Below are 25,288 nucleotides of genomic sequence, written 5' to 3' on the forward strand. Positions count from 1 at the left end.
GGGAGGCGCCGTGACCGGCCAACTCATCGACACACGCCGGGCCGCCTGGGCGGCGGTCCTCGTACTGGGATTCACCAGCGGCAGTGTCATCGGCGGTGGTGTGGCACGGGCGGACAACGACATCGACACGCTCCCCGCCCAGCAGATCGCCGACCGGTCACGTGACGCGCTGCTGAGCGTCCATTCCCTGCACCTCAGCGCGCGCGGCCACTACGACAGCGGCAGCCCGGCGCCGGCCCTGGATCTCACCCTGGACCGGGACGGCAACTGCAACGGTTCGGTGAACCTCGGCAACGATCAGGGGTCGGCCCGGATCGTGAAGCGCGGCGACGACGTCTGGGTCAAGCCGGATGCGACCTTCTGGAAGAGCCAGGTTCCCGGCGCCGGCTCGGCCTTCGCCGCAATCCTCAACGGGCGGTACATGAAGGGCTCGGCCGACGACCCGAGACTGCGCGACCTGGTGAACGGCTGCGATCTGGACTCCTTCCAGAAGCTGGTCAGCGACCACGCGAACAACGACCGCGGGACGCTGAACAAGGGCAGGAAGACCACGCTCGGCGGGGCTTCGGTGGTACCGCTGACCAGGCTCAGGGACGGTAGGACGCTGACGACGTACGTCGCGGTCACGGGCAAGCCGTACCCGCTGAGGATCACGGTGCAGGACGGTGGGGCGAGCGCGGTCATGGGCTTCTCGGCTTTCGACAAGCCGGTTCCCACGGCCACACCACCACCGGATCAGACGTACGACATCAGCGCGCTGCTGAGCCGCCCGACGTCGCCGCTGTGACCCCGGACCGACCGCTGAGCACCACGTACAGCACCAGCGACGAGGCCAGCCCGACCGCCCAGCCGTAGTCCGCGAGCGGCTTGAGGAACGGGATCAGGCCGTGGGCCGGGAACGGGCCCGTGCCGAGGGCGGAGTGGGAGCCGCCGATTGCCAGGATGCCGCCGACGGCGAACGCGACGACCGCCCGCCAGTTCCAGCCGTTCGCGTACCAGTAGCGGCCGCCGGGACGGTACAGGTACGCGAGGTCGAGCACGGTGCGGCGGACGATCCAGTAGTCGGCGATCAGAATGCCCGCGACCGTACCGAGCAGTCCGCCGACCAGACCGAGCCAGGTGAAGATGTACAGCTCGGGAGTCTCGGTGAGTTTCCACGGCATGATGAGAACGCCGACGACACCCGTGATCAGGGCGCCCGTACGGAAGTTGATGAGTTTGGGTGCGAGGTTCGCCAGGTCGTATGCGGGTGACACGACGTTCGCCGCGATGTTCACGGAGACCGTCGCGACGAGCACCGTGACCAGGGCGTACAGCAGACCGAAGACGTTGTCGGTCCTGGCGACGAGCTGGACCGGATCCCAGATCGCCTCCCCGTACACGGCCTGTGAGCCGGAGGTGACCAGGACCGAGAGCAGGGCGAAGAGCGTCATCGTGGTCGGCAGGCCGAGCGACTGGCCCCAGATCTGGGCGCGTTGGCCGGCCCCGAAGCGGGTGAAGTCGGGGATGTCCAGGGAGAGCGTGGCCCAGAAGGCGATCATTCCCATCAGGGACGGGAAGAAGACCGGCCAGAACACCTTGCCCCAGCCGAGCCTGGAGGGCTGGTCGAGCAGCGGGCCGAAGCCACCGGCCTTGACGGCGACCCAGACCAGAAGCACCACGGCGCCGACGATGACGAACGGGGCGGCCCAGTTCTCGAACCGTCGCAGAGTGTCCATCCCCCGGTAGATGATGGCGAGTTCGAGCGCCCAGAAGAGGATGAAGCAGAGCCAGAGCGTCCACGGCTGCCCGCCGATCTCGGACGCCTTCGCCCAGCCGCCGAAGATCTTCCCGAGCAGGGTGAAGATGCCGACGCCACCGATCCAGGTCTGGATGCCGAACCAGGCACAGGCCACCGCGGGCAGGTTGGCACCCGCGCAGACCGAAGGAGGCGCGGGCCAGAACGGGGAAGGGGATGCCGTACTTGGGTCCGGCGTGCCCGGTCAGCAGCATCGGGCCGAGCACGATCAGGTTGGCGAGCGCGATGGTGAGGACGGCCTGCTTCCGGTCCATGCCGAGGGCCACCAGGCCGGAGGCGAGCAACCAGGACGGGATGTTGTGGGCCATGCCGACCCACAGGACTGAGTCCGCCACCCGACCACCGCTGGAGTCTGTCGTCAATGTGATCTCGGCTGGTGGATCACGGTCGGGTGATACGCCTCCATGAACTGACCGATGCCGAGTGGGACTTCGTGGAGCCGCCGTGCCCCGGACGTCGATCGAGCGGCCTCGGCTGGATGACGACCTCGGCGACGGCAACGCCTGCGGCGGCCACCGGGTCACCACCTTCCTCACGGCGGGCGAGCTCCCGGCGCGGGACGCATACTGCGCGGACCGAGTCCCGACTGCCGCCCCGGGGCCTGCTGTTGGCCCACAATGGCTGTGGGTAAGGCGACGGGAGATGTGGATGCGGGCGCTCGTGGTCGGGGTGGAGTCTTACGAGGCGGGGTCGGTCTGGAACCTCGACGGGCCGGTGCACGACGCGCTGGGGTACGCGCGCTGGCTGCGGGAGCTCGGAGTGAGGGACGAGTCGCTGACCCTGTTGCTCTCTCCACTCGAGCGCAACCGCGAACTCGCCGACGGCTTCGGTCTGCCGTACCGCCCGGCCGACCGGAACACCGTGCACCAGGTGCTGACCCGGGAGCTGGCGGACGAGCGGACTGACTGGCTGTTCGTCGCCTGGTCCGGGCATGGCCTCATCGACGCCGATCGCAGCCGCCGACTGCTTTTTGCGGATGCGGTCCACCGGGATCTGCGTGGTCTGGACGTCGAAGCGGTGCTTGCTATGTACCGGTCGGACGGCGCACCGGGACATCCGCGTCAGCTCTGGCTGTTCGACGCCTGCCAGACGTACGCTGACCCGGCGACGACGGCTGGGGCCCTGCGGCCCGACCCCATACCGCGTTCGACTCCACGTCAGCAGGCCGATCAGTACGTGCTGTTCGCCTGTGGTCCCGGTGAGGCGACGCGCAATGGAATGCGCTCGGGTGTGTTCAGTGCCGAGGCTCTGCGGATGCTGCGCGAGCACCCCGACTGGCGGCGGTCTCCCCGGCCACTGGCCGAAGCGCTGCGCAGCCGGTTCGGGACTACCACCTCTCTCTGGTTCGAAGGGGACGGGGAGGCCGGGCGAACCGCCGTGAGGCGGAAGATTCCGGGGCGGAGACTCGATCTGTCCGACAAACGTCGTATGCGCGACGCTCTGGCCGCGGTGGGGGTGATGCGGCAGCCGGAGTCGCGTAGCCAGGTCATTGGCTTGCTTCCTGATGAGATAGCGGGAAGTGTCGCCAGATCAGGGGTAATGCTCCTGGAGATCTTGGATCTCCTCGAAACCTGTCTGACATTTGGTGACGGATTGACGCACTTGTGGTCGGCGGTGTCCCTGGTTGATCCTGGTACGACTGCGCTCGACGACCTCCTGGAGGTCTTCCGGAGTTATCCGGAGTGGTTTACTCCACCTCATCTCGACGCGAATTGACGCTTCGTGATTCAGCCACTTCAAGCCTGTGATGGCGCAGGCTGACCGGTTGAGCATGTTTCCAGCAGCGCATGCATAGGACATCATGTAAGTGCGGGTCGAACATCGCATCGCACTGACTCGGGGGAGGTCTCACGGCAGTGGTAAAGCCGAAAAGCGCCGCCATATCGGATCTGCCTGATCTCACTGGCACGTCCCTGGAGGCGTTGCGCGCTCGATCGAACGACGACAGAGCGGCCGCCAAGAAGCGGCTGCTGGAGGAAGTCGGGCGGTCGGCCAGAAGCCTGTCCCCCGGCGGGGAGAACAGCTGGACCGCCTGACATCCCCCCGGTCCGTCCCGATCCGGTGCCAAGGCAGAGGGAGCGTATGCGCCCTGACTCACTGCACGAAGCGGAGTCGCGGCATTCACTGACACCCCAGCAATTCCGTGAACTCGCGCGCGGCGACGGCAGTCCCGCCACGCTCGCTGCGCTGTCGCGAGCCGAGTACAGCCACCGCCTGCTGTTGTTCGATCTGCTGATGGATGCTCTCAGCCCTCTGGCCGGGGTGACCGGCCGGCTCCCTGCCGCCCAGCGGGCCTGGGACCTGCTCGCCGCGGCACAGCGCCAAAATCCGGCAGCGGTAGAGGAATTGCTCCTCCTTCCGGAAACCGGGCTGTGGCTGACCCGGCTGTTGACCCGGCTGCGCTCCGCCCGCCGTGCCGAGACCCCTTTGTGGGCAGAGGCAGGACATCTGCACACCCTGGCCGCCGTGGCCGCGGCACGGGCGGGCCTCACTTTCAGTTTTCCCGTCCCTGCCCTCCAGGAGAGGGTCTGGCTGCCCACGATGGGACTGGCGCGGCTGCCCTCGGTGCACCGGCAGCGGAACACCTGGACCGTGGCAGAGGTCCGATCGGTGTGCGGCCGGCTCACCCTCATCGGCGCATACGGCCATCTGCGCCTGTCCTCCGGCCCGGAGCACCCGGCGCGTGGCTGGCTGCCCCAGCGTCGGGCGGCTCTCGGCGCAGGCGCTTCCCGCCGGATCACGCTGGACGACCTCGGCCACCACCGGCTCGCCCCGCTGCCCGACGGTGCAGCCAAGCGGTTGACGCAGAGCGCGTACGACTCCTGGAGCCGACTGCTGCAGGACGCGTACGGGCTGTTGACCACCATGGATCCGCCGACGGCCGACGCGGCCGCCGGGTTGCTGCGCTCCCTCCAGCCGATGCCGGCCCACGAACGGTTCCGGGTACGCAGCGTCAGCAGCGGGCACGGCGTCGGCGGACTGGCATCGTCCATGCCGGATACGGCGCCCCTCTGCGCGGCCACGCTGGTGCACGAACTCCAGCACAGCAAGCTCAGCGCGCTGATGCACCTGTACCCGCTCCACGAGCCCGCTCCCCCGGGCGCGGCGCTGCGGCTCTACTACGCTCCCTGGCGCGATGACCCCCGACCGCTCGGGGGAATGCTGCAGGGCGCCTACGCCTTCACGGCGGTAGCGCGGTTCTGGAGTGCTTGCGCCGTGCAGCTCACCGGACACGTCAGCAGCCTCGCCCGCTTCGAAAGTGCCCTGTGGCTCGGCCAGCTGGCCGACGTCTTGCCGGACCTGGCCACCGACCCCGCGCTGACCGCGCTGGGACGTGACGCCTTACAGGACCTGCTCGGGGCCGTCGTCCGGCTGCACGACCGAACCGGTGAAGGCCCCGAGGTGACGATGGCCCGCCGGATGGCCGCCGATCACCGGGCGACGTGGAGGCTGGCCCATGTGCGGCCTCATCCGGACGACGTGGGGCGACTGGCGGCCGCCTGGTGTGCGGGCCGGAAGCAACCGCCCGCGCTGCCACCGCGTCCGCACCCGGAGATCCGGGAATCCGGGGCGCGGCACCTCGACGCCCGCGCCATGCTGGTGCGCGTCGGCCTCGCCGACCCGGCGGCACTCGACAAAATGTGCGGCAGCCAGGGTGACCACGTGCCCGGGGTCGCCGGGGCCGGGCCGGCCGATGTCCTCTGGGCCTGCGCCGAGTTCGCCGCTGCGCGGCGCCTCTACTCACAGGACATCCAGAGCGCATCCGCCGGCCCCGGGACATGGACGGGTCTGGGGCTGGCCCTGGCGGACGCCAGCCGTGCTCCGGAGGCCGTCAAGGCCCTGACGGCGGTGCCTGAAATGGTCGCGGGCGTTCACGGTGCCGCCCGGCGGATGTCACAGCGGACGCCGGACCCGATCGTCCTGGCCAGTTGGCTCGGCCAGGGCGATGCCGGTCCGCCCGGCATCTGTTAGATCGGCATGGGGTCGACGTCGCAATTGGCCCGGCGCCAGGCGAGCGTGTCAGCACTGGCCCGGTGATCTGGTCCCAACTGCTCGTTGATCGCGTCCACAGCACTCCGGTGCAGTTCCTCCGCCTCCCCGGTACGGCCCAGCGCCCTCAGGTCCGACGCGGTATTGCCACGCAGCACAAGCACAGTGGGGTGGGATTCGCCGAACTTCTCGATCAGCGCTGCCGTCGTCTTCCGGTCGAGTTCCAGAGCCGCGGCAGCATCTCCCTGGGCGAAGAGATCGTTGGCCAGGTTGATCGCGCAGATCAATGTGTGCGGGTGTGCGTCGCCGAGCGGTGCCCGGAAACGGGTCAGTGCCGACTCGTTCAGCTTCCGCGCCTCGTCCACCCGGTCGAGCAGCCGCAGCGTGACGGCGAGATTGGCATCGGCCGCGGCGGTGTGCGGATGGTCCTTGCCGAATACCTCCGCGTACAACGCCCGGGTTCGCTCCCCCAGCTTCAGCGCCTCCGGGAGCTTCCCGTTCTGCCGCAGGTCGATGGAGAGGTTGAGCGAAGCCTGCAGGCCGTCGGGGCTGCGCTCGCCGTACCGGTCGATGAGCGCGGTCCGGGCCATCTCCGTGCTGGCCTGCGCAGCCTCGTGATGGCCCGCCTTGCGCTGCGCCACCCCGAGCCTCGCCACCGCCCGCAGTGCGGACGGGTGGAGGTCGCCGAACGTACCGCGGAAAGTGTCGACCGCGTCCTCGCAGGCCTTCTCCGACGCGGCGTACTCCCCGAGTTCCTGCTTGTCCAGGGTGAGTGAGACCTCCGAGTTGAGAGTGGTCGGCGCGTCCGCGCCGAACATCTGCACCTTGGTGCGCCAGCTCGCCTCGTCCAGGTCCCGCGCTTCGCGGAAGAGGCCGTTGCCGCGCCGGGTCACCGCGAGGTTGTGGGCATGGAGCAGGGTCTCGGGGTCCTCGTCGCCGTACGACCTGACGGCCCGCGCGTAGACCTCCTCGTCGAACTCCAGCGCGCCTCGGTAGTCCCCGCGCGCTCTGCGGTCACCGGACACCTGGCCCTTGACGCGTAGGTACTCCTCCTCGAGATCCGGGCCAGCCTCTTCCAGCGTGGCGAGCATACGCTCCCCCAGGGCCGCGGCCTGCGGATAGCGGCCCATCGTCCACATGATGTAACGCACATGCCGACCCAGGATCAACGTCTGCTGGTCGTCCTCGCCGAAGAGCCGGCACCAGTTCTCGTACGTCTCGCTGGAGAAGTCCAACGCCGCCTCGTGATCGCCCCAGTAGAAGAGGTATTCCGCGACGTTGTAGACCATCTGGCGCACATTGCGGTTGGGCGAAAGCGACGCCTGGGAGGCGAGAACATGCGGGTAGAGCTCACCGAAACGCGTCCAGTTCTGTGGGGCACGCGGGTCGCTGGGGGCGTTCGCCGCGAGGACCAGGTGCGCTCCATGCCGGAATGTACGGCGTTGCTCCTCCGCCATGCGCGCTTCGAGCACCGCCTGGACCAGCCGGTGCATCTGGATCGAGTTGGTGCGGTGGTCGATCTTCGCCAGGGAGTAGCGGCTGATCTCGCGGATGGCCCGGCTGAGCCGGATCGGGTCGGTGAAGATCCGGTCCAGCTCCGGGGCGATCGGCTCAGAAACCGCGTTGGTGAAGAACTGCCTGGAGACTGGTTCCGGCGCGAAATAGGCGCAGAGTTCCAGGAGTTGGATGGCTCCGGCGTTCTTCCCTTCGACGTGGTCGAGGGAGACGTTCCACGCGGTGGCGACGGTCTTCTCGTACTGAGTCGGCGGGGACACCGCCATCAGCTCAGCGCTCTTTTCTTCGAACACCCTCAGATATTCGGCCGGAGGCATGCCGGTCTCGGCGCGCCACGCCGATGCCTGCTCCACCGCGAGCGGCAGGTCGCCGAGGACCTCGGCGAGCATGTCCGCGTCCTCGGTGGACAGATCGGGGTTGCGCCGCCGGAGCAGCTGGATGCTTTCTTCCCGCTCGAACACATCGACTTCCAACGGGTGGGCCAAGGTGTTCCACTGGGGATTACGCGATGTCACGATTACGGAGCCTACCGGTCCGCCCGCAGGCGTGCTCGGGAAGTATTCCTGCACCGCTGCCGGACTCTCGGCATTATCGAACACCAGAAGCCATTTACCGTACGGGTTTCCGATGCGCAGCGCCTCCAGGACGGCCGGCACTGCGGTAATCGCCTCACTGCTCACCGGAAGGTGGAGTCGCCGGGCCAGTTCAACAAACGCCTGCTGAATTTGTGTGGGCCGTTCTGCCGGGATCCAGCAGACCACTTCGTATTCGGCAGCGTGCCGGTATACGTATTCGAGTGCGAGTTGCGACTTCCCGACACCGCCCATTCCGTGCAGTGCATGCGGGAGCACCGCGGTCGGGCCGTCCTGCAAACCGCGTTCCAGGTTGATCAGCAATTCTTCGCGTCCGGTGAATACGAGGTTCCTCGGCGGCATGTTGCCCCAGACGGCGGGCATGGGCGGTCGCGCACCGCCTCCGGCCGGGGGTGCCGGGGCCGGGCTCTCTACCGAGGGGCGGACCGTACTCACTTGTGGGCCTCCAGGGGTGGGTATCGTACTGTCGGTGTCGTCGGGGAGTGTCTCATCGAGAGAAGGCCACGAAGCGTTGCGCCGGGCCTCGGATCCGGGCGTGTTCGCAGCGGTCGGCGGGCCGGCCCCGATGTGCTCGCCAAGACGCCGGGCGCGGTGGAGATGGTTTCCGGAAATCGCCTGCAGCGCCGCATGTTCGGCCTGCCGGAAGCGAAGGTTCTCCGTGGTCGACTCGACTGTCGTGAGCGCTTCCTCACGGTGCGGCGACTCTTTGGAACCATGTAAGTAGCCGAGGAACTCACGCGCCGCTTCATTGCGCGGGGCCAAAAACTCTGCCGCCTTTTTCAGTGCTCTTACAGTGGCCGTTCTGCTGCCTGCAGCGAGTAATTCCTCGCGGGCACCGTCAACGAATACGTAGGATTCCCCGTCACACCCGGGCAGCGGATCGACCAATGGGCTGATCAGCAGCTCCGCCAGATGCGCTCGCGAGGCGCGCGGCATGACCTGCCGCTTCACCTCGGACATGGTTTCCAGGTCCAGCTGTACCGCAGCCAGGCACGTGGCCAGCGCGAACGCCTCCGCCGAAGCCCTGGTGCGGAACCGCGCAACCAATTCGGCGGCGGTCAGCCCCTGAACGGGTGACGGCGCGGGAGACGGCAGCGGCCGGGTACTGGTGAGGATCGCCGCCATATCCGCCCAGCGCGGCGTGGTTCCCGCGACGAACCGGGCCCACGGACCGAGCCACTCGGCGCCCAGTTCCAGCACCGGGACGAGGACGACCTGATCGGAGGGATCGCGCGGGAGCGATGCGGCAAGCGGCTCGGCGGGCTCCCAGTGCACCTGCGCATTAACCGACCAGGGCCCTTGGGCACGGAGTCTCACCCGTACCGGAAAGAGTCCCGTGCTGGGCCACAGGCGCTGTGGCAGCAGCTGGAGCACCACCACGGGCTGGAACCTCCCCCAGAGAGCGGCCAGTCGCTGCGCGGCCCCGGAACGCCAGGCGGGCGCGACCCCGTCCGTCACCAGGAAAACGATCTGCCGCGCCGCCGGGTCGACGAGGCCGCGCGGCGGCTGCGGGTGCGACGCCTGCCCGTGGCCGCGCAGCAGCGCACGCGCGGCATCAGCGGTGTCGAGCGTCATCATCTTCACGTCGCGCATCCCGCCGTACCGGCTCAGCGTCGTCCGGAAGTGCTTCACTGCCGGCCGCCACATGGTCATGTGCGGGGCACTGTCGACCACCAGGACCGCGCTCCGTTGCCGCTCCGGCTCGGGCGTGAGCACCGGTGGCAGATGCGGGGCGACTGCGATCCGTTCCGCCGTCGCCGACTCGTCCAGGACGTCGGAGTGGGCGGAGGCGACGAAGGACCGCAGCGGACGCAGCGCACGACCGAGGCTCAGACGGTCGCGCGGGGGGCGGTCACCTGCGCCGGGGCCGACGGCGGTCCGCAGCTGCGAGGCCGCGGGCAATTCGGCCGTCGGCGCGAGGGTGTCCCTCGTACCCGGCCCGACGACAGGTGGCGGTCCGTCGTCCCGTGCGGAAGGCGGCAGCGGTTCGGGCCCCGGAGGCCGCTGCTGTTCCGGCTGCGGCTCCTCGTCCCGATCCGGCTGCTCCGGCTCGGTCACCCGGTCGTCGTCCTGCTGCGCGGGGGCAGGCTCCGATGGCTCGGCGTCCTCACGACCGATGTCCGCCAGGTCCTCGTCGGTGGCCAGCCCAGGATGGTTCGCCGCCAGCCATAACGAGTCGGCCACTTCCCATGGGTACAGACCGGTGAGAGGCAGCGGTCCGCCGTCAGGCGGGCTCATCGGACCGTCGCGGCGGTGCTGCGCACCAGCGCCTCCGGCCCTCGAAGATTCCCCGGTCACCCCGAATCCGCCCCTTCACCGCCCAGCGGGTGCCAAATAGCGGCGAGGACCGATTGCCACTCGTTGGCGTCGCTTCCGTCCCGCTGGTAGAGGCCCGATGTCGCCAAATGCGCGGCATTCAGCAGCTGATCGGCGGCCAGCCCGCCCATCCGGGAGCTCCGTCGGAGAAAATCACGGATCAGCGCGTCCTGGCTGTCGCCGAGGAGATCTCCGAAATGTCCGGAGACGAGGTCTCCCAATGTCTCCGCGTCGGGATCAGGAATGTTGAGCCGCAGACAGCGCCGCATAAACGCTTCGGGGAACTCGCGTTCACCATTCGAGGTCATGACGACGACGGGGAAGACGTGAGCCCTGACCACTCCGTTTTCGACCACCGCGCTGTGGCCGGGATCAGCCGTATGGACGGTGGTCGTTGCTTCCGTCTGCTTCACCCGTACGAGGGGTGGTACTTCGAACCAGGCGTCCTCGAACAGGGTCAGAAGGTCATTGGGCAAATCGGCGTCGCACTTGTCGATCTCGTCGATGAGGACCACTCGCGGCAGCCGGTAGGGGAGCATTCCCGTGCCCAGCGGCCCCAGCTGGACGTAGTTGCCGATGCTGGGCCGTCCGGTGCTTTCGGCGGCGTCCTGGGTGGCCTGCGCGCGTCCGATGGCGTCGTACTCGTACAGACCGGAGGTCAGCGTCGTCCGGCTGGTGACGGGCCAGTGCAACACACGTCCGAGCCGCAGCTCCCGGGCGATCCGGTAGGCGAGGCCCGATTTTCCCACTCCTGGCCGGCCGGTGACCAACAGGGGCCTGCGGAGCAGGAGCGCGGCGTTGACCAGGCGAAGCTCCTCGGCGCGAGGGACGCGCCGACGCCCGGGCGGGCCGAGCCGGCGGTCGGCCTCGTCGTCGTCCGGTGGCTGAGGCATGGTCGCCGTGCTGCGGAAGGTGCGCCAGGGCGGCCCCTTGGGCCAGGTGCGTTTCTCGTACGCCTCGTCCGGTAATGGGTCTCCGGTGCCCCGGTAGACCCGGCCGTCGTTGTCCGCCGCGTTCACTCGATCCCCCCTACAAAGGTGGCGGGAGCGTTCTGCCCGCCCTCAAGAAGATGCTCGGGGTCGTCCCAGATCATGCTCATCGAACGGATCGCGTCAACGTCTCGCTCCCGTACAGCACTTGACTCATCTGCGACCGTGGCACGGACGGCAACATCGGACTTCCACTGTTGCGCACTTTCGGGAAGGTGTGCCAGCCCCTCATTGGCCAAGCTTTCACGAATAATGCTCCGGAACACCGCTGACGCGGGATCCGCCCGGTGGTAGACGACTATGGGCACTCCAAGGTCCAGGGCGAGACTCAGCTCGCGCAGGCCCAATTCGCTCTCGCGGTGCGGCGGCCTGCTGAGCACCATGCCGACCACGTCGTCGTCCCGCCCGATCTTCGCGTCCAGCAGGGCCAGGTGCTCGGCGTCCGTCAGCCCCTCGGGAGCGCATTCGTACATCTGGCCCTGGCCGTCGCCGGTCCGCCAGTGCGCCCAGCGGGCGCGCCACGCGTTGTGGAAGGTGGGACGCTGTACGCGCTCCAGGCTGTGCAGCATGATCTCCCGGTATCGGCTCAGCAAAGCGTTGGGAAAGCCCAGCGAGGGATCACGATCCCACCACTCCACGGGCTCGGTGAGCAGCTCCGCCGGAAGAAAGATCTCCAAGGCGGCGTTGTCCGCGCGGGAGTGACTCAACTGCGTCATGTGAGTGAGTAACTTGGCCATCTCGTAGGGTAGTTGAGATCTGGTCACTGATTCCAGCGGCTCGGTTTGAGGATCTCGTTGGAGTGCGTTCGAATCCGGATATCTGACACAGGCGGAGACGTAGTAGCGCTGTGCCCTGCCCATCCGCCGCCTGCCCGCTCCGCTGTGGGGCGTACGGTCCGGCTCCACCTTGACGTAGATCCTGATCAGCGGCCTGGCCGGGCCACCGCGACCGGCGTGCGGGACGTCAGGGGAACCGGCGATCCGGGGGTCGGTGCCGTCCCTGAGGCCGGCCCGCAGTTCGGCCAGCGGCGCCGGCATGTTCCACAGCTCGGCGAAGTGGTCGTTCCACGTACGTAACTCACCCACTCCCGACGCCACTTCGGGACAGAGTGACAGGTGTTCCAGGAAGGCCATGGCGGGCATCAGCTCGCCGGGGCGCCCGTTGTGGTCGGCAAGATGGAGAAATGCCTCCCAGGGCGTGGCGCAGTTCTCGGGCAGGCGTGCCAGACCGTCGGTGGCCCGGTCCACCAGGGCGTCGAAATCGGCCACCGGAACATCCAGCACGCGGCGCAGTGGCTCCCAGTCGGGACCTGGGAACGCCAGGCGCGCCTTCCACTGCGACAGCAGGAGGAGCAGCGCCGGCTCCAGCGCGGGCGTGACCAGGCACGTGGCCTCCACCAGGAGGTCCATGCCGTCGTCCAACGTGGCGCAGCTGTACACGATGCTGACGAATTCCTGACGCGTCACGGTGAAGCTCGCAGGCGTCAGGCCAGGAATGTGCTGGTGGATCATCTGACGCCACAGGTCCCGGCTGCTGTCGTTGATGAGCCGCCCCGCCGGGTCCTCCAGCGCTTTGATCACCGCGCGCAGGACCCGGTGTTGTACGGCATCGAATCCTCCCGTGGCCACGCGCGTCCTCTCTTGCACCGTGACGTGTGTTCGAATCGAGGTGGGGGCCCAGGGTAAGGGCTCCCCGATCAGCCGGGAAGTGCATCGGCCAGGACCCGGTAGAGATACGCGTTGGCCCAATAGGAGCTGTGGGCCGCGGATACCGGCTGGCGGTTGTCCACCGCCACATCGGTGATGCGCGGGTCATTTCCGAAGGCCTCGGCTGCGACGTAGGAAAGCAGGTCGCGGCGGTCGTGGACGTTGAGCCAGCGGGGGAACGCGCCTGGCAGTCCGGTGCCGTAGGGAAGGGACGGCAGCGCGTCCAGTTCGTACAGCAGCGGCGCTTGCGAACCTACTGTCACCAGCATGTCCGCGACGGGGTTCGAGGCCTGGGCCGCCAGCAGGTCGAAAGCGATGATCCCGCCCAGGCTGTGCCCGAGCAGGACCACAGGCCCCCGGTCGGGAAGGGCCCGAATCGTGTCGGCCACGTGGTCACGTACTGCCTGACCACGTGTCAGATAGCTGAGTACATCACCGAAGAAGCCCACCGAGCGATTGCTGAGCCGGGCTCGCCGGGCCACCAGCATCCGAGAGCCGAACGAACGCTCGAAGAGCCGTGCCGAGTATCCGAGGGCGGAGACCAGGACGTCGTTCAGTCCCTTGGCGTCGCCACCGAGTTCGTTCGTGAGAAGGTCCACGAGATCGTCCCGCTCCGGGACCGGAAACGTGCCGGCCTCCCTGGGCGACTGCGCCATCGCCCAGGCGGTCAGAGCACGGGCAGCCAGCCGGGGAAGGGCGTCGCCCTCAGCGGGCGCGGCAACGACGGCCTGGCGCAATTCCTGGGCGGCCAGCAGGGCGGCGACCCCCTCGGTGACTGAGGGGCTGGACACGAAGGCCCGCCACGCGTCACGCACCGCGTCGGACGCCCCCAACCGGGACAGCACTCCCAGGAGCTGGTCGCCACTGGAGATCACGCCCGGGGTGAAGAGGGCGGGGGCCCCGGAACCGGACGGCTTCCCCGACATGGCGTAGACGCCGAGCTCGGCGAACGGATCGGCGTACAGCATCGCCCAGCGCAGCCGGTCCTCGTCCGTTTCGCTGCCGCCCTCGAAGCCGTCGGAGGGCAGCGGGTACGGCCCGGCTGCCACCACCCCGGATTCCGCTGTTTCGGCTTCTGCCTCCTCGGCCGTTGCCAGGTACTCCGGGTATCCGGGTATCGATACGCCGCCCGCCCTCAGGTACGACCCGAGTGAGGAGCCCCAGTCGCAGGGTTCGACACGTACGTCGGGGCGGACGCTGGCCAGGCCGTTCCGTATCCCCTCCAGCGCCTGGGTGTAGAACGGCTCTCGTACGCCCGTACCGTGTACGAATAAAACCGTGACCATCTTCCTGGCCCCCCGTTCGAACTAGCCCGCAAAGCGGGTCACTTGGTGATACTAACGGGGCTCGTGACGGCGTGCAGCATGGTCGAGGCGCCTGTCAGGTCACGCGTCGCGCAGCCTGAAGACCGCCGCGCCCGCCAGCGGCGCCGCCGCCCAGGCGGCCGCGGGACACAGAGGGCCCGGCCAGGGGCCGATCGGCAGGGCGTCCAGGTTCCGCGTGGCATGGACGGCCAGTCCCGCCGAGGCGGGGGCCAGCTCCTGGAGGTGCTCCCGCCACTGCTCGTCGACGACCATCATCGTGACGACAGGAAAGGCGTAGAACAGGCCGAGTACGGCCGTGATCGCCCCCGCCGTGTCCCGTACGAGCGCCGCCACCCCCAGGGCGAGCAGGGCGATGTAGAGCACTGTGCCCGCGGTGGCGCACAGCGTCGGGCTTCGGCAAGGGAGAGCGACCCAGTACTGAAGCCGTTGCCGGGGAGGAGGAGGCGGCCAGCGAGCAGTGAGCCGAGGGTCGCAAGTGAGCTGGCCGCCAGGACGGCCCAGCGACGACAGCGGCCTTGGCGGCGAGGACGCGGGCGCGGCCCGGCACCACTGTCAGGGGGCGCGGATGGTCCCCGTGCCGTACTCGCTGCTCATTGCCAGCACCCCGAGGAGGGAGTGTCTGATTCTAAGACCGACCGAGGTGGATCGAAAGCCATGGAAAAGACCGCCTCTCTCGTCAGGTCGCCCCGCCGGCCCGGCCTGCTCGGTCTCGCCCCTACGTCGCCGAAGCCCTCCCTGCCCCGCCCGCCAAGAACTGAGCCCGCCTCCGGACGCGGTCAACGTCGGCAGTCGGCAGTTGGCAAGCGAGGCCTAACCTGCGGTTTCCCATGGAACCACCTCGGGATTCGAGCCCGAGACCTACACATTACGAGTCCACCATGCCCACGGCAGTTACAGAGCCGCGAGCCTGGAGAAACAGCGGCCTGTCCCATGGGATCCAAACCAGCCCGGAGACGTCTTCCGCCCCTCCGCTCCTGGGACTTTTCAGGGACTTCCAGCGCTGTCCGAGGGGCTTCCGAGGGACTTTTCGCTACCTGACGGGGCAATCCCCCGAAAGATCGGAGAGGACCTCCGACGCAGGTCAGCGGCTCTTTCCAAGGCAAAGCCGCAGGTGGCGGAGACGAGTCGGGCCGTACGCTGGATACAGGCTTCCTACCCCGGCGTCACAGCAGCAAGGCCGGCTCACAGGAGATCTGGCGTCTTCGCCCTGCGGATGGCGTGCACGCCATCCGCAGGGCGGCGAGGCGCCGCGAGGCGGGGGCGGCCGCGGGGTTTCGGGCTCTCAGCGCCTGGTGCGTTCGCCAAGGTTGAGGAGGGTGTAGAGGAGGAGGGAGGAGGCGAGGCCGACGGCCCAGCCGTAGTCGGCGAGGGGTTTGAGGACGGGGATGAGGCCGTCGGTGGGGAAGGGGCCCTGTGCGGTGCCCTTGGCGTCGATGGTGGAGTAGGAGCCGCCGATGGCGAGGACGCCGCCGACGAGGAGGGCGAGGACGGCGCGCAGGTTCCAGCCCCCCGTGTACCAGTAGCGGCCGGCAGGGCTGTACAGCTCGGCCAGGGCGAGTTCGGTGCGGCGGATCAGCCAGTAGTCGGCGATCAGGATGCCCGCGACGGTGCCGAGCAGGCCGCCGACGACGCCCAGCCAGGTGAAGATGTAGACGTGAGGGTTGGCGATCAGTTTCCACGGCATGATGGCGATCCCGACCACGCCCGTGATCAGCGCGCCGGTACGGAAGTTGATGAAGCGCGGGACCAGGTTGGCGAGGTCGTAGGCCGGGCTGACGACGTTGGCGGCGATGTTCACCGACAGGGTGGCGACCAGGACCACGAGCAGGGCGAAGAGGGTGCCCGCGACGCTGTCCATCTTCGCGGCGAGCGCGATCGGGTCCCAGATCGGGGCGCCGTAGACCGCCTGCGAGCCCGAGGTGACCAGCACCGAGAGCAGCGCGAACAGCGTCATGGTGGTGGGCAGACCCAGGGCCTGACCACGCATCTGGGCGCGCTGGCTGCCGCCGAAACGAGTGAAGTCCGGAATGTTGAGCGACAGCGTGGACCAGAACCCGATCATGCCCATCAGGGCCGGGAAGAACACCTTCCAGAAACCGCTTCCCCACCCCAGCGCCGACGGCTGCGACAGCAGCGGACCGAACCCACCCGCCTTCACCGCGATCCACACCAGCAACGCCAGCGCGCCCACGATCACGAACGGCGCGGCCCAGTTCTCGAACCGCCGCAGGGTCTCCATGCCCCGCGCGATCACCGCGATCTCCAGCGCCCAGAACAGACCGAACGACAGCCACAGTGTCCACGGCTGCCCGGCGACCTGACCAGCGCTCTGCCAACCGCTGCCGAAGAGCTTCCCGGTCAGCAGGAAGATCCCCTCGCCGCCGATCCAGGTCTGGATACCGAACCAGGCACACGCCACCGCCGCCCGAATCAGCGCCGGCAAATTCGCACCCCGCATCCCGAACGACGCCCGCGCGAACACCGGGAACGGAATCCCGTACTTCGTCCCCGCATGCCCCGTGAGCAGCATCGGCACCAGCACGATGAGGTTGGCCAACGCGATGGTGAGGACCGCCTGCTTCCAGTCCATGCCGAGCGCGACCAGACCGGAGGCCAGGGTCCAGGACGGGATATTATGAGCCATTCCCACCCAAAGACTCAAATAGTTGTAAACCCCCCAGGTGCGTCTCTCGACGGGCACCGGCGCCAGGTCGTCGTTGGCGAACCGGGCGTCGTCCAGGACGACCCCCTCGGCGAGGGCGACGCGGCCATCGGGATAGGTCTGCTGGATCGTGGACGTCTCGGGTATTGACAGTGCGCTGGAGGACATGAAGCCACCTCGGTTCGCGGAGTCCGGTGCGGGGGAACGTGACCTCCCCGAGAGTTCGACACCGGGCCCTCGGGGTCATACGACGGAACGGGACGACAGTCAGCCCCTGATGCTGCTAGCAAAAAAGGGGCCAAGGCCGCAGGCACCGGCTCAGCCAGATGCAACAACAGAAGCCCACAACGACAGGCCGAACCCGGACGAACCGGACCCTGCACCTCCCGCCTGACGGGCACCTCCACAAACCCGCAGGTCAGCGCCCCGCACCCATGTTCGTGCTTTCTCTTGCGCGACCCACAGCGCGGCGAAGTTGTACGTCGTCCAGCGGCGCCGTTCCAGCGGAACGGGCAGCAGGTCCTCGTTGACGAACCGGTTGTCGGTGGGGACGGCGCCGGGGGCGAGTTCGACGCGGCCCGGCGGGCCGGATATCCGGTCCTGCGGTGGGAGGGGTGGGGTGGGCGGAACGGTCGATGTCATGGCGGCTGAACCCTTCGCTCGGGAGCGGTGCCGTGCGGGGCGGGGCGGGGCGCGGTGCGTGCGTGCGTGCGTGCGTGCGTGCGTGCGTGCGTGCGTGCGTACAACCGTGGGACGGGGGTGCATACAACCGTGGGGTGGACGGGTCAGGTGGACAGGGCGGGGATGATCTCGGAGCCGTAGGCGTCGATCGTAGCCTCGCGTACATCGTGCATGTTGTAGACGGCGAACTGGTCGACGCCCAGGTCGCGCAGGGCCCGGAGCTTCTCGATGTGTGCCTCGGCGGGGCCCAGCGGGCAGAACCGGTCGACGATCTCATCCGGTACGAAGGCCGTGCTTGGGAGCGCTGTCCCTGCTACTGATGGCCGCGGTCATTGCGGTGCTGGCGGCATTGCGCCCGGCACTCGGCCGGCGTTGCGACCCACCCAATCCGGTGGAGAGGGGCATCGACAACCACTCGGGTGCCTTCGGCTGGATACAGTCCTTGGACGAGCAAGGGCAACTTCGAGCCGAGGCGACGCGTTTGGTCATGCTACGGACCCTGGCGCGGCGCAAGTACTGGCTCATCAGACTGGCCGCGGACCTCACCGTGGCCGCTCAAGGTGTGGCCGGATCGGCACTATTGATCACGCTTCTCACCCTCTGACCGACCGGCGACGCAGAAGCACGCCCGTGCCACTGGACCGGGCCACCATGCGTCTGCTTCAGACGCAAAAAGGCCGCTGCCAGCTCTGCGGGCACGGAAACTCCGAGATCCCCGACAGAGTCAAGCTCAGAGGCCGTTGCGCTCCCGCGCGGAGGGTTTGGCGGAGGACGAGTTCACCATTCCGCCACGATCTTGACTAAAACCCTTCTAAGATCGCCGACAAGGCGGTTCTCCGCATCTCTATGTACTCCATCACGAGCAGGGCAACAGGCCCTTCTGAACGCTGAGAGCAGGAGATGACATCCATCAGTGAACAAGCAAAGGGAGCCGCGCCCGAGCCGCGTCGGCGGCGACCGGGCGTGCTCGGTCGCCGCACAGTTGGCTGCGTGGTCGCGCTCGCCTTGGGAATCGGTAGTGGCTCGTTAGCCATGGCGCCTGCGGCGTACTCGCAGGCGGACGAAGGGTCGGTGACGGTCCGGGTGATCCGGGCCGCGGGCACCAGCGGCGCGTGGACGCCCGCGCTGGAACCGGGCATCGCGGGCGTCAAGGTGACCCTCACCGACGACGCCGGCGCCGGCGTCGAGGGGGTCACGGCGGCCGACGGGACCGTGACACTGACTCCGGCGGCGGGCGAAGCCACCAGCGGTAAATACCGGGTGCAGGTGGTGAATCCGAAGCCGGGTGTGCTGTTTCCTGCCTTCGCCTCGCGCCAGGGACTGGACGGCGCGCCCAACCAGTTGAGCAGCAATGAGGAGTTCGTCGACCTCTCCGGCGGGAAGAGCGTGGCGTACACCACCGGGCTGTGGAGTCCGGGTGACTACTGCCAGAAGAACGCACCGTTGATGACGACCTGTCAGCCCAGCACGCGCGAGGGCGGGGCTCAGCGCACGCTGGTCTCCTTCCCGTACGACACACGCGGCCAGGACGGCGTCGACGTCAACGTCACGAACATCGCCACCAACGCCGACACCGGCACGCTGTTCGGCATCGCGTGGAACAAGGCCGACAAGCGGGTGTTCTCCTCGGCGGTGGCCAAGCGCTCCACGGACTACGGTCCGGGTGGCGCCGGGGGGATCTACGTGACCGACCTCGCGCAGAAGAAAACCACGCGGTTCACCGTCGTCCCAGACGCGGGGACGACGGCGCACGGGTCGGGTACCGACGACGCCTTCCTTGCCGTACCGGGCAAGGAGAGCCTGGGCGGCATCAAGATCACCGATGACGGCAAGGACCTGTTCGTCGTCAACCTCAACAACCGCAAGCTCTACCGCTACGACGCCACGGCGGCCACCGCTTCGGCGCCGAAGGCCGTTTACGCCATCCCGGACCCGGGCTGTCCGGCGGCCGGGGACTGGCGCCCCTTCGGCCTCGGCCTGCAGGACGGCGTCGGCTACCTCGGCGGCGTGTGCTCCGGCGAGTCCACCGGGAAGCTCTCGGACCTGCGCGCGGTGGTCATGCCCTTCGACCTCGCCACCGGAGCGTTCCGGGAGCCGGTGCTGGACCAGCCGCTGGACTATCCGCGCCAGTCCACGGTCGGCGGGCCCCCATGCGACGGCGCGGGCTGGTTTCCCTGGACCAACACCTTCCCGACCTCCCAGAACGGACAGGCCTGCCAGAGCTATCTGGCCCAACCCGAACCGGAGTTGGGCGAGATCGGCTTCGAGGCCGACGGCTCCATGCTGCTGGCCTTCCGCGACCGCTTCGGCGACCGCGCCCCGGCCGGTCCCACGCCCAACACACCCGCCAACGTCATGTCCGGCGGCGACCTGGACAAGGCGTGCCTGGCGGGCGGGGTGTACGTGATGGACACCAACAACGGCTGCGGGCTTTCCCCCCGGGGAACCCGCTTCTTCGACACCAGCCGGATGGGCTCCCACCACAACGCGGCCTTCGCGGGCATGGCGTTCTCCAAGGCCGAGAACACCATCGCGACCTCCGGCTTCGACCCCAACAGCACCGCCTTCGGGTACGGCACCTCCTTCGTCCAGCGCGACGGCAAGCAGGACCCGAAGGGCGGCCTGCGCCTCAACCCGCCCGGGACCGTGGCCCCGTTCGGCAAGGGCGCCTCGATGGGCGACCTGGAGGTGCTCTGCGACCAGGCCCCGCTGCAGATCGGCAACCGGGTCTGGTACGACCCCGAGCGCAAGGGCATCCAGAACCCCGGCCAGCGCCCGGTCGTGGGCGCGACCGTCCACCTCTACGACGAGTCGGGCAAGCTGGTCGGCACGACCAAGACGTCAGAGCGTGGTGAGTACTACTTCGACGACTCCAACGTCACCGGCGGCCTCAAACCGAGGACCAAGTACACCATCCGGCTCGACAACCCGGCCGACTACGCCAAGGGCGGCCCGCTCTACCAGTGGGTGCCCACCGACGCGGATGTCGGCGACAACCATTTCATCGACTCCAAGGGCATCGTCCCGCGCGACGCGAAGTTCCCGGAGCGGGCGCTGACCACCGGCGGGCCCGGGGAGAACGACCACACCTACGACTTCGGCTTCCGACAACAGGAAGGCGTGCTGCGCCTGGTCAAACACGACCAGGACGGCAAGCCGCTGGCCAAGGCGAAGTTCCAGCTGTGGAAGGAGACGAATGGTTCCGACGGCTTGCAGACCACCGGGGCGGAGCCGGACACGCCGGTCGACAAGCCCTGCATGACCGGGGCCGACGGCATCTGCCAAGGCGTCGGCGCGCCGGGGACGTACTACTGGCAGGAGGTCAGCCCGCCCGCAGGTTACGCCGTACCCGACGTGGCGGTGTTCGGGCCACTGGTGCTGACCTCCGACAACCTCGACGCGGGGGTCTCGGTGACCGCGGTCAACCAGCGGCTGCCCGGCCCCACTCCGACGCCGACACCGAACACACCGGCACCGGATACACCGGGCAAGCCGGGTTCACCCGGGGCGCCAGGCGCACCGGGTGCGCCAGGCCATGCACCCAACTCGGGCCTGGCGTCCACCGGCACGAGCGGGATGGTTCCGCTGGCACTGGCCGGCTGCGCCGCGCTCACCACCCTCGGCACGGCGCTGTTCGTGCTGATGCGCAGGCGAAGGGCACAGCACCACTAGCCCCGGCACGGGGCGACCGGCACGGGTGACCCTCCGGGCCGGATCGGGCGGGTTCGCGGACCAGCGGTTCGCGAACCCGCCCTCCTGTGTGACCGACCGACGAGAGAAGGCGACTGCATGGCTCGGAAGAGGAAGACCGGCGGCCGTACGCCGCGTCGGACCCGCTGGTTCAGAACACTGATCGCGATCACGGCGTGCGGCGCCGCAGCGGGCGGCCTGGCCGCCTACCAGACCCTCTCCGACGACACCACCACCACCGAGCGGCCGGTGACGATGGAGGAGGCGTCCAGGCTGGCGCTGTCGCGGCTGAATCTGTACCAGGCCAGTCCCGTGGCAGTGAACCTCACCGCCACGGAGGGCGGCGGAGTGGTGGTGAGGGTCAGGGGGGTCGTGGACTACCGAACCCATCGGGCCGTGGGGAGTTACCAGGTCACCGGTTCCACCGGGGCCTCCGGATCCTCCAGGCCGTCCGGAGCTTCCGGGCCCGTCGCCGGGCAGCTCGACCACGGGCTGATCGTCTGGGACACCGGCGGCCTCGGCCTGGCCCCCGCGCCCAAGGGCGACAACAGACCGGCCTGGCAGCAGGCCGAGCACATCCCGCGCTCGGGCTGGTCCGCGCGCTCCTACACGACCGATCCCCTGGACGCCGGGCTCCAGTTGCTGATCGGGCTCGGCGCGGACCGCCCCGACAACCCGCTGTTGCTCGCACAGTCCGGTGCTCGCTGGCTGGAGCGTGATCGCATCGACGGCCGCAGCTACGACCGGTTCGCCGGGCCGCGCGCCCAGGGCACCATGCCCAGTGCGGGGCCCGACGGCGGACGGTCGCCGCTGACGTACTGGATCGACGGTGACGGCGGCCTGCGGCGGGTGACGATGCGGATGTCGGGCCTGGGGACCCCGACCACCGTGGAGTTCTCCGGGCGCGACGGCCGCGCGAAGCTCCCCGAGGCGCCGTGGAACACCCGCTGAGATCTCCGCGCCCATGCGTTGCGTTCCCGCCGTCGTGGTTGAGAGCGGCCCTCAACTCGCCTGCCCAGACGATCGTTTGAATGGTCGGCGAGTTCATCGGAGAACCGCGCTCAGCGCGAGCGCGGCACGGCGTCCGCGTCCTTCGGGAGCGGGTACGCAGCCGTGTCGACGGCCCCCGGCAGGCCGGTCGCCGGGCTGCCCGGGGCCGTCGGGTCCGGCATGGACGGCTGGGCGGGCGGGGCCGTCACCTGGCTGAACGGGACGCCGGGCGGCGCCTGCACCGGCGCCGTCCGGCCGCTGGGCAGCGCGCCCCGACTGCGGGTGCCGCAGCCCGCGCGACCCTCCAGGCCGTTCGGGCTCTGGGTGGCGGGCCGGTTGTCCGCGAAACAGTTGCCGGGGTCGGCCGAGGCCAGCACGAGGTCGATGCCGTTGCCGGTGGCGAGGTTGCCTTCGACGCGATTGCCGCTCGCCGGATGCCCCGGCGGGTCGGTGACGACCACTCCGGCCGCCCGGTTGCCCCGGACCAGGTTGCGCTGGACGCGGTTCGCGGTGCCGCCGCCGATGCCGATGCCGATGCCGAAGCCCCCGTCCGCCTGCTCGGGCGTGTCGGCGGCGTTGTTGTCGGCGACCACGTTGCCCGCAATCACCGCGCCGTGCTGCGGGGCGAGGGCCTCCAGGTCGTTGGAGTTGACTGTGATGCCGACCCGGTTGCGGGCGACGCGATTGCCCAGCACCGACAGGCCGTCCGAGGCATTGGTCAGTTCGATGCCGACCGCGTTGCGCTCCACGGTGTTGCCGCGGACGACGGTGCCGCAGGGCTTGCACTGGCCGACGTAGATGCCGGAGTCGGCATGCCCGGAGGCGTAGGAGTCCTCGATCACGCCGTCGCGCGCGTCAAAGGCGTAGATGCCGTACAGGCCGTTGTTGTACGCCGTCACCCGGGTCGCGCGGAAGCCCCGGACGGCAGGGAAGCGGGTGGTGTCCAGCGGGTCGTAGGCGGAGCCGCCGGCGCCGCGCTGCTGCAACCGCTCGTCGGTGACGCCGGTGAACAGTACGCCGTTGGCGAGGTAGCCGTGCACAGTGAGGTTCTCGACCACCGAGCCGGCGCCGGTCACGGTGATGCCGTTGGCCAGACGCACCCCGCCGTCGAAGACCACCTTGTTGCGGTCCGCTCCGCGCAGCACCACGCGGGGCTTGGTGACGCGCACGCTCTCCCGGTACACGCCCGGGCCGATCAGCACGGTCTCGCCCTCACGAGCGGCGTCCACCGCCTGCTGCACCGAGGGGAAGTCCTGCGGTACGCGCAGCACGCTCCCCGCCGGATGCCGCGCATCGGCGGACGTCGAACCCGTACCGGAGCACCCGGTGGCCGCCATCGCGACCGAGACGACCAGCACCGACAGACGCAGCGCCGCCCGGAACACCGCCGCCGGAACTGCCGAACGCTTCAACAGGCCTTCTCCAAGCAGGATTTGCATGGCAGTTGTTTTATCGTCTCCAATAGGCGTATGCCCACCGAACAGGGAAATGCGCAGGATTCATCCCGACCCGCGGCAACCCATTTCGGGCGGCGCCGGGCACTACTCGCCGGCGGAGCGGTGCTCGCCGCCGGGATCGGCGCGGCAGCCGACGAACTGGCGAGAGACGGCCGGACAGCCGGCCGTGCCACCACCGGCGCCCCGCCGACCGAGGCCGTGATTCCCTTCCACGGCGCCCGACAGTCGGGTGCCACAGCGCCCCAGCAACCGGCGACGCACCTGCTCTCCTTCGACCTCCCGCAGACCTCCGCCGCCACCGACCGGAAGACCCTGCGCAGCGTCCTCGGCGCGCTGACCCGCACGCTCGCCACCGCGGCCTCCGACGCCCCGCCGGACCCGCGACTCCAGGGCGGCGGCACGACCCGGCTCACCTCCCTGGTCGGCATCGGCCCCACCCTGGCCGCCCGCCTCGGCCTCAACGTCCCCGCTTCCCTTGGCGAGTTGCCGCCCTTCCCCGGCGACCGCCTCGACCCGCACCGCAGCAACGGCGATCTCCTGGTCCAACTGTGCGCAGCCGACCGCTGGACCCTCACCATCGTCGCCGAACTCGCCGGCACGGCCGCGCACGCCGCAGGCGCCGTACCGCGCTGGACCCAGTCCGGCTTCCTGCCCCACACGGCCCCGGGCACCACCCCGCGCAACCTGTTCGGCTCCAAGGACGGCACCGCCAACCCCGATCACGCGGCGGCCGAGCAGTGGGTCTGGGGCCCACCCGGAGCCCACCGGAACGGCTCCGTCCTGGTCTACCGCAGGATCCACATGGACGTCACCGGCTTCGCGGCCCTCCCCGAGGGCCGGCGCGACCGGGTGATAGGCCGCCGCGCCCACGACGGCGTCGCGCTCAGCGGCACCGCCGAGCATGACGAGCCGGACGTCTACGCCAAGAACCCCGACGGTTCCTACGTCATCCCGGCCACCGCCCACGTGCGTCTCGCCAGCCCCCGCTTCGACGGCGGCGCCCGTATGCTCCGCCGCAGCTACAGCTACGACGACGGCCCGACCGACCGCGGCCTCCTCTTCTGCGCCTTCATGCGCGACCCCGCCCAGTTCACCCGCGTCCAGAACCGCCTGGCCGCCCGCGACGCCCTCACCCCCTTCCTCCAACACCGGGCCTCGGCCGTGGCCTACGTCCTGCCCGGCACCGCACCCGCCGGGACTCTCGGCGAACAGCTCTGGACATGAAGTCCGCCTCGCTCCCTGCTCCCTGCTCCCTGCTCCCCACCGAAGCGCACGCGTCCCGCCCCGCCATGGACACCGAGGTGTGGCTCGGATCAGCGGAAATCCGGGTGCGGGGAGCGGACGGCACGCTCTGCACGGCACCAAACCTGGTGATCCACTACATCACGGAGCACCAGTACTGCCCGCCCGAGGAGTTCTGCCGCGCGGTGGCCAGGACGGTGGGGATCGAAACGGCCGGACAGCTGCCCCTGGCCGATTGAGCGACGTCGGACCGTAGCCTCCGACACATGCGCGGAGGCTACGGTCCCACGGCCACGGGCCGGCAGAACCTCTCATCGCCCCGGACACCCGCTTC

At 69.1% G+C, this 25,288-nt stretch carries 16 protein-coding genes and 2 pseudogenes; 8 read left to right on the plus strand and 10 right to left on the minus strand.

Annotated features, from left to right (window positions below; all coding sequences use genetic code 11):
* The first annotated feature begins 10 nt into the window (after positions 1–10).
* The gene (locus tag OG953_RS08395) at positions 11–787 is read left to right on the plus strand and encodes a hypothetical protein (RefSeq protein WP_405683295.1); all 777 of its coding nucleotides are present in this window, start codon (positions 11–13) and stop codon (positions 785–787) included.
* Here OG953_RS08395 and OG953_RS08400 read toward each other — a convergent pair.
* A pseudogene (locus OG953_RS08400) lies at positions 750–2,322 on the minus strand (NCS1 family nucleobase:cation symporter-1). The gene OG953_RS08395 and the pseudogene OG953_RS08400 overlap by 38 nt on opposite strands.
* Here OG953_RS08400 and OG953_RS08405 point away from each other — a divergent pair.
* Together OG953_RS08405 and OG953_RS08410 are read left to right on the plus strand one after the other, a co-directional pair.
* Positions 2,243–3,514, plus strand: a complete 1,272-nt coding sequence (locus OG953_RS08405) for an effector-associated domain 2-containing protein (protein ID WP_405683296.1) — start codon at positions 2,243–2,245, stop codon at positions 3,512–3,514. The pseudogene OG953_RS08400 and the gene OG953_RS08405 overlap by 80 nt on opposite strands.
* 366 nt (positions 3,515–3,880) lie before the next feature.
* The gene (locus tag OG953_RS08410) at positions 3,881–5,770 is read left to right on the plus strand and encodes an HEXXH motif domain-containing protein (RefSeq protein ID WP_405683297.1); all 1,890 of its coding nucleotides are present in this window, start codon (positions 3,881–3,883) and stop codon (positions 5,768–5,770) included.
* Here OG953_RS08410 and fxsT read toward each other — a convergent pair.
* The 8 genes and pseudogenes from fxsT to OG953_RS08450 all read right to left on the minus strand — a co-directional run.
* A complete protein-coding gene (gene fxsT / locus OG953_RS08415; protein WP_405683298.1) occupies positions 5,767–10,080 on the minus strand; it encodes an FxSxx-COOH system tetratricopeptide repeat protein in 4,314 nt (1,437 codons plus the stop codon). The two genes, OG953_RS08410 and fxsT, sit on opposite strands and share 4 nt — an antisense overlap.
* A gap of 110 nt (positions 10,081–10,190) precedes the next feature.
* On the minus strand, positions 10,191–11,231 hold the full coding sequence (locus OG953_RS08420) for an AAA family ATPase (RefSeq protein WP_405683299.1): 1,041 nt from the start codon (positions 11,229–11,231) through the stop codon (positions 10,191–10,193).
* Positions 11,228–12,829, minus strand: coding sequence for an effector-associated domain 2-containing protein (locus OG953_RS08425; protein ID WP_405683300.1), 1,602 nt, complete (start codon positions 12,827–12,829; stop codon positions 11,228–11,230). The genes OG953_RS08420 and OG953_RS08425 overlap by 4 nt, the downstream gene beginning before the upstream one ends.
* 68 nt (positions 12,830–12,897) lie before the next feature.
* The gene (locus OG953_RS08430) at positions 12,898–14,193 is read right to left on the minus strand and encodes an alpha/beta fold hydrolase (RefSeq protein WP_405683301.1); all 1,296 of its coding nucleotides are present in this window, start codon (positions 14,191–14,193) and stop codon (positions 12,898–12,900) included.
* 99 nt (positions 14,194–14,292) lie between these two features.
* On the minus strand, positions 14,293–14,595 hold the full coding sequence (locus OG953_RS08435) for a hypothetical protein (RefSeq protein ID WP_405683302.1): 303 nt from the start codon (positions 14,593–14,595) through the stop codon (positions 14,293–14,295).
* Positions 14,596–15,514: 919 nt separating this feature from the next.
* Positions 15,515–17,062 (minus strand): NCS1 family nucleobase:cation symporter-1, encoded by a 1,548-nt coding sequence (locus OG953_RS08440; protein ID WP_405683303.1) that lies wholly within the window; start codon positions 17,060–17,062, stop codon positions 15,515–15,517.
* A gap of 150 nt (positions 17,063–17,212) precedes the next feature.
* The gene (locus tag OG953_RS08445; protein WP_405683304.1) at positions 17,213–17,536 is read right to left on the minus strand and encodes a hypothetical protein; all 324 of its coding nucleotides are present in this window, start codon (positions 17,534–17,536) and stop codon (positions 17,213–17,215) included.
* A 143-nt stretch (positions 17,537–17,679) separates the two neighbouring features.
* Positions 17,680–17,883: pseudogene (locus OG953_RS08450) on the minus strand (TIGR03842 family LLM class F420-dependent oxidoreductase); the annotation flags it as partial.
* 11 nt (positions 17,884–17,894) lie between these two features.
* Between OG953_RS08450 and OG953_RS08455 the strand changes: the two are divergent.
* The 3 genes from OG953_RS08455 to OG953_RS08465 all read left to right on the plus strand — a co-directional run bounded on the left by OG953_RS08455 (position 17,895) and on the right by OG953_RS08465 (position 22,216).
* Positions 17,895–18,179 carry a hypothetical protein gene (locus tag OG953_RS08455; protein WP_405683305.1) on the plus strand — a complete coding sequence of 95 codons (285 nt, stop codon included), beginning with the start codon at positions 17,895–17,897 and terminating at the stop codon, positions 18,177–18,179.
* Positions 18,180–18,607: 428 nt separating this feature from the next.
* On the plus strand, positions 18,608–21,247 hold the full coding sequence (locus OG953_RS08460) for an SdrD B-like domain-containing protein (protein WP_405683306.1): 2,640 nt from the start codon (positions 18,608–18,610) through the stop codon (positions 21,245–21,247).
* A 117-nt stretch (positions 21,248–21,364) separates the two neighbouring features.
* Positions 21,365–22,216 (plus strand): hypothetical protein, encoded by an 852-nt coding sequence (locus tag OG953_RS08465; RefSeq protein WP_405683307.1) that lies wholly within the window; start codon positions 21,365–21,367, stop codon positions 22,214–22,216.
* A gap of 110 nt (positions 22,217–22,326) precedes the next feature.
* Here OG953_RS08465 and OG953_RS08470 read toward each other — a convergent pair whose 3' ends face one another.
* The gene (locus OG953_RS08470; protein ID WP_405683308.1) at positions 22,327–23,667 is read right to left on the minus strand and encodes a right-handed parallel beta-helix repeat-containing protein; all 1,341 of its coding nucleotides are present in this window, start codon (positions 23,665–23,667) and stop codon (positions 22,327–22,329) included.
* Between the two features lie 57 nt (positions 23,668–23,724).
* Here OG953_RS08470 and OG953_RS08475 point away from each other — a divergent pair, with 57 nt between their 5' ends.
* Positions 23,725–24,936: a Dyp-type peroxidase gene (locus OG953_RS08475; protein WP_405683309.1), complete on the plus strand. Its 1,212-nt coding sequence runs from the start codon at positions 23,725–23,727 to the stop codon at positions 24,934–24,936.
* Complete coding sequence (locus tag OG953_RS08480; RefSeq protein WP_405683310.1) at positions 24,933–25,193, plus strand: hypothetical protein; 261 nt, start codon at positions 24,933–24,935, stop codon at positions 25,191–25,193. The genes OG953_RS08475 and OG953_RS08480 overlap by 4 nt, the downstream gene beginning before the upstream one ends.
* Positions 25,194–25,288 lie beyond the last annotated feature (95 nt).

Source organism: Streptomyces sp. NBC_00057 (assembly GCF_045041165.1).
In the GTDB taxonomy this organism is placed as follows: domain Bacteria; phylum Actinomycetota; class Actinomycetes; order Streptomycetales; family Streptomycetaceae; genus Streptomyces.

Bases quoted from the DNA above. Each gene is read 5' to 3' on its own strand.
- OG953_RS08410 (WP_405683297.1), top strand. From the start codon at position 3,881: ATGCGCCCTGACTCACTGCACGAAGCGGAGTCGCGGCATTCACTGACA.
- OG953_RS08430 (WP_405683301.1), bottom strand. From the start codon at position 14,193: ATGGTCACGGTTTTATTCGTACACGGTACGGGCGTACGAGAGCCGTTC.
- OG953_RS08440 (WP_405683303.1), bottom strand. From the start codon at position 17,062: ATGTCCTCCAGCGCACTGTCAATACCCGAGACGTCCACGATCCAGCAG.
- OG953_RS08445 (WP_405683304.1), bottom strand. From the start codon at position 17,536: ATGACATCGACCGTTCCGCCCACCCCACCCCTCCCACCGCAGGACCGG.
- OG953_RS08455 (WP_405683305.1), top strand. From the start codon at position 17,895: ATGGCCGCGGTCATTGCGGTGCTGGCGGCATTGCGCCCGGCACTCGGC.
- OG953_RS08460 (WP_405683306.1), top strand. From the start codon at position 18,608: ATGGCGCCTGCGGCGTACTCGCAGGCGGACGAAGGGTCGGTGACGGTC.
- OG953_RS08465 (WP_405683307.1), top strand. From the start codon at position 21,365: ATGGCTCGGAAGAGGAAGACCGGCGGCCGTACGCCGCGTCGGACCCGC.
- OG953_RS08475 (WP_405683309.1), top strand. From the start codon at position 23,725: ATGCCCACCGAACAGGGAAATGCGCAGGATTCATCCCGACCCGCGGCA.
- OG953_RS08480 (WP_405683310.1), top strand. From the start codon at position 24,933: ATGAAGTCCGCCTCGCTCCCTGCTCCCTGCTCCCTGCTCCCCACCGAA.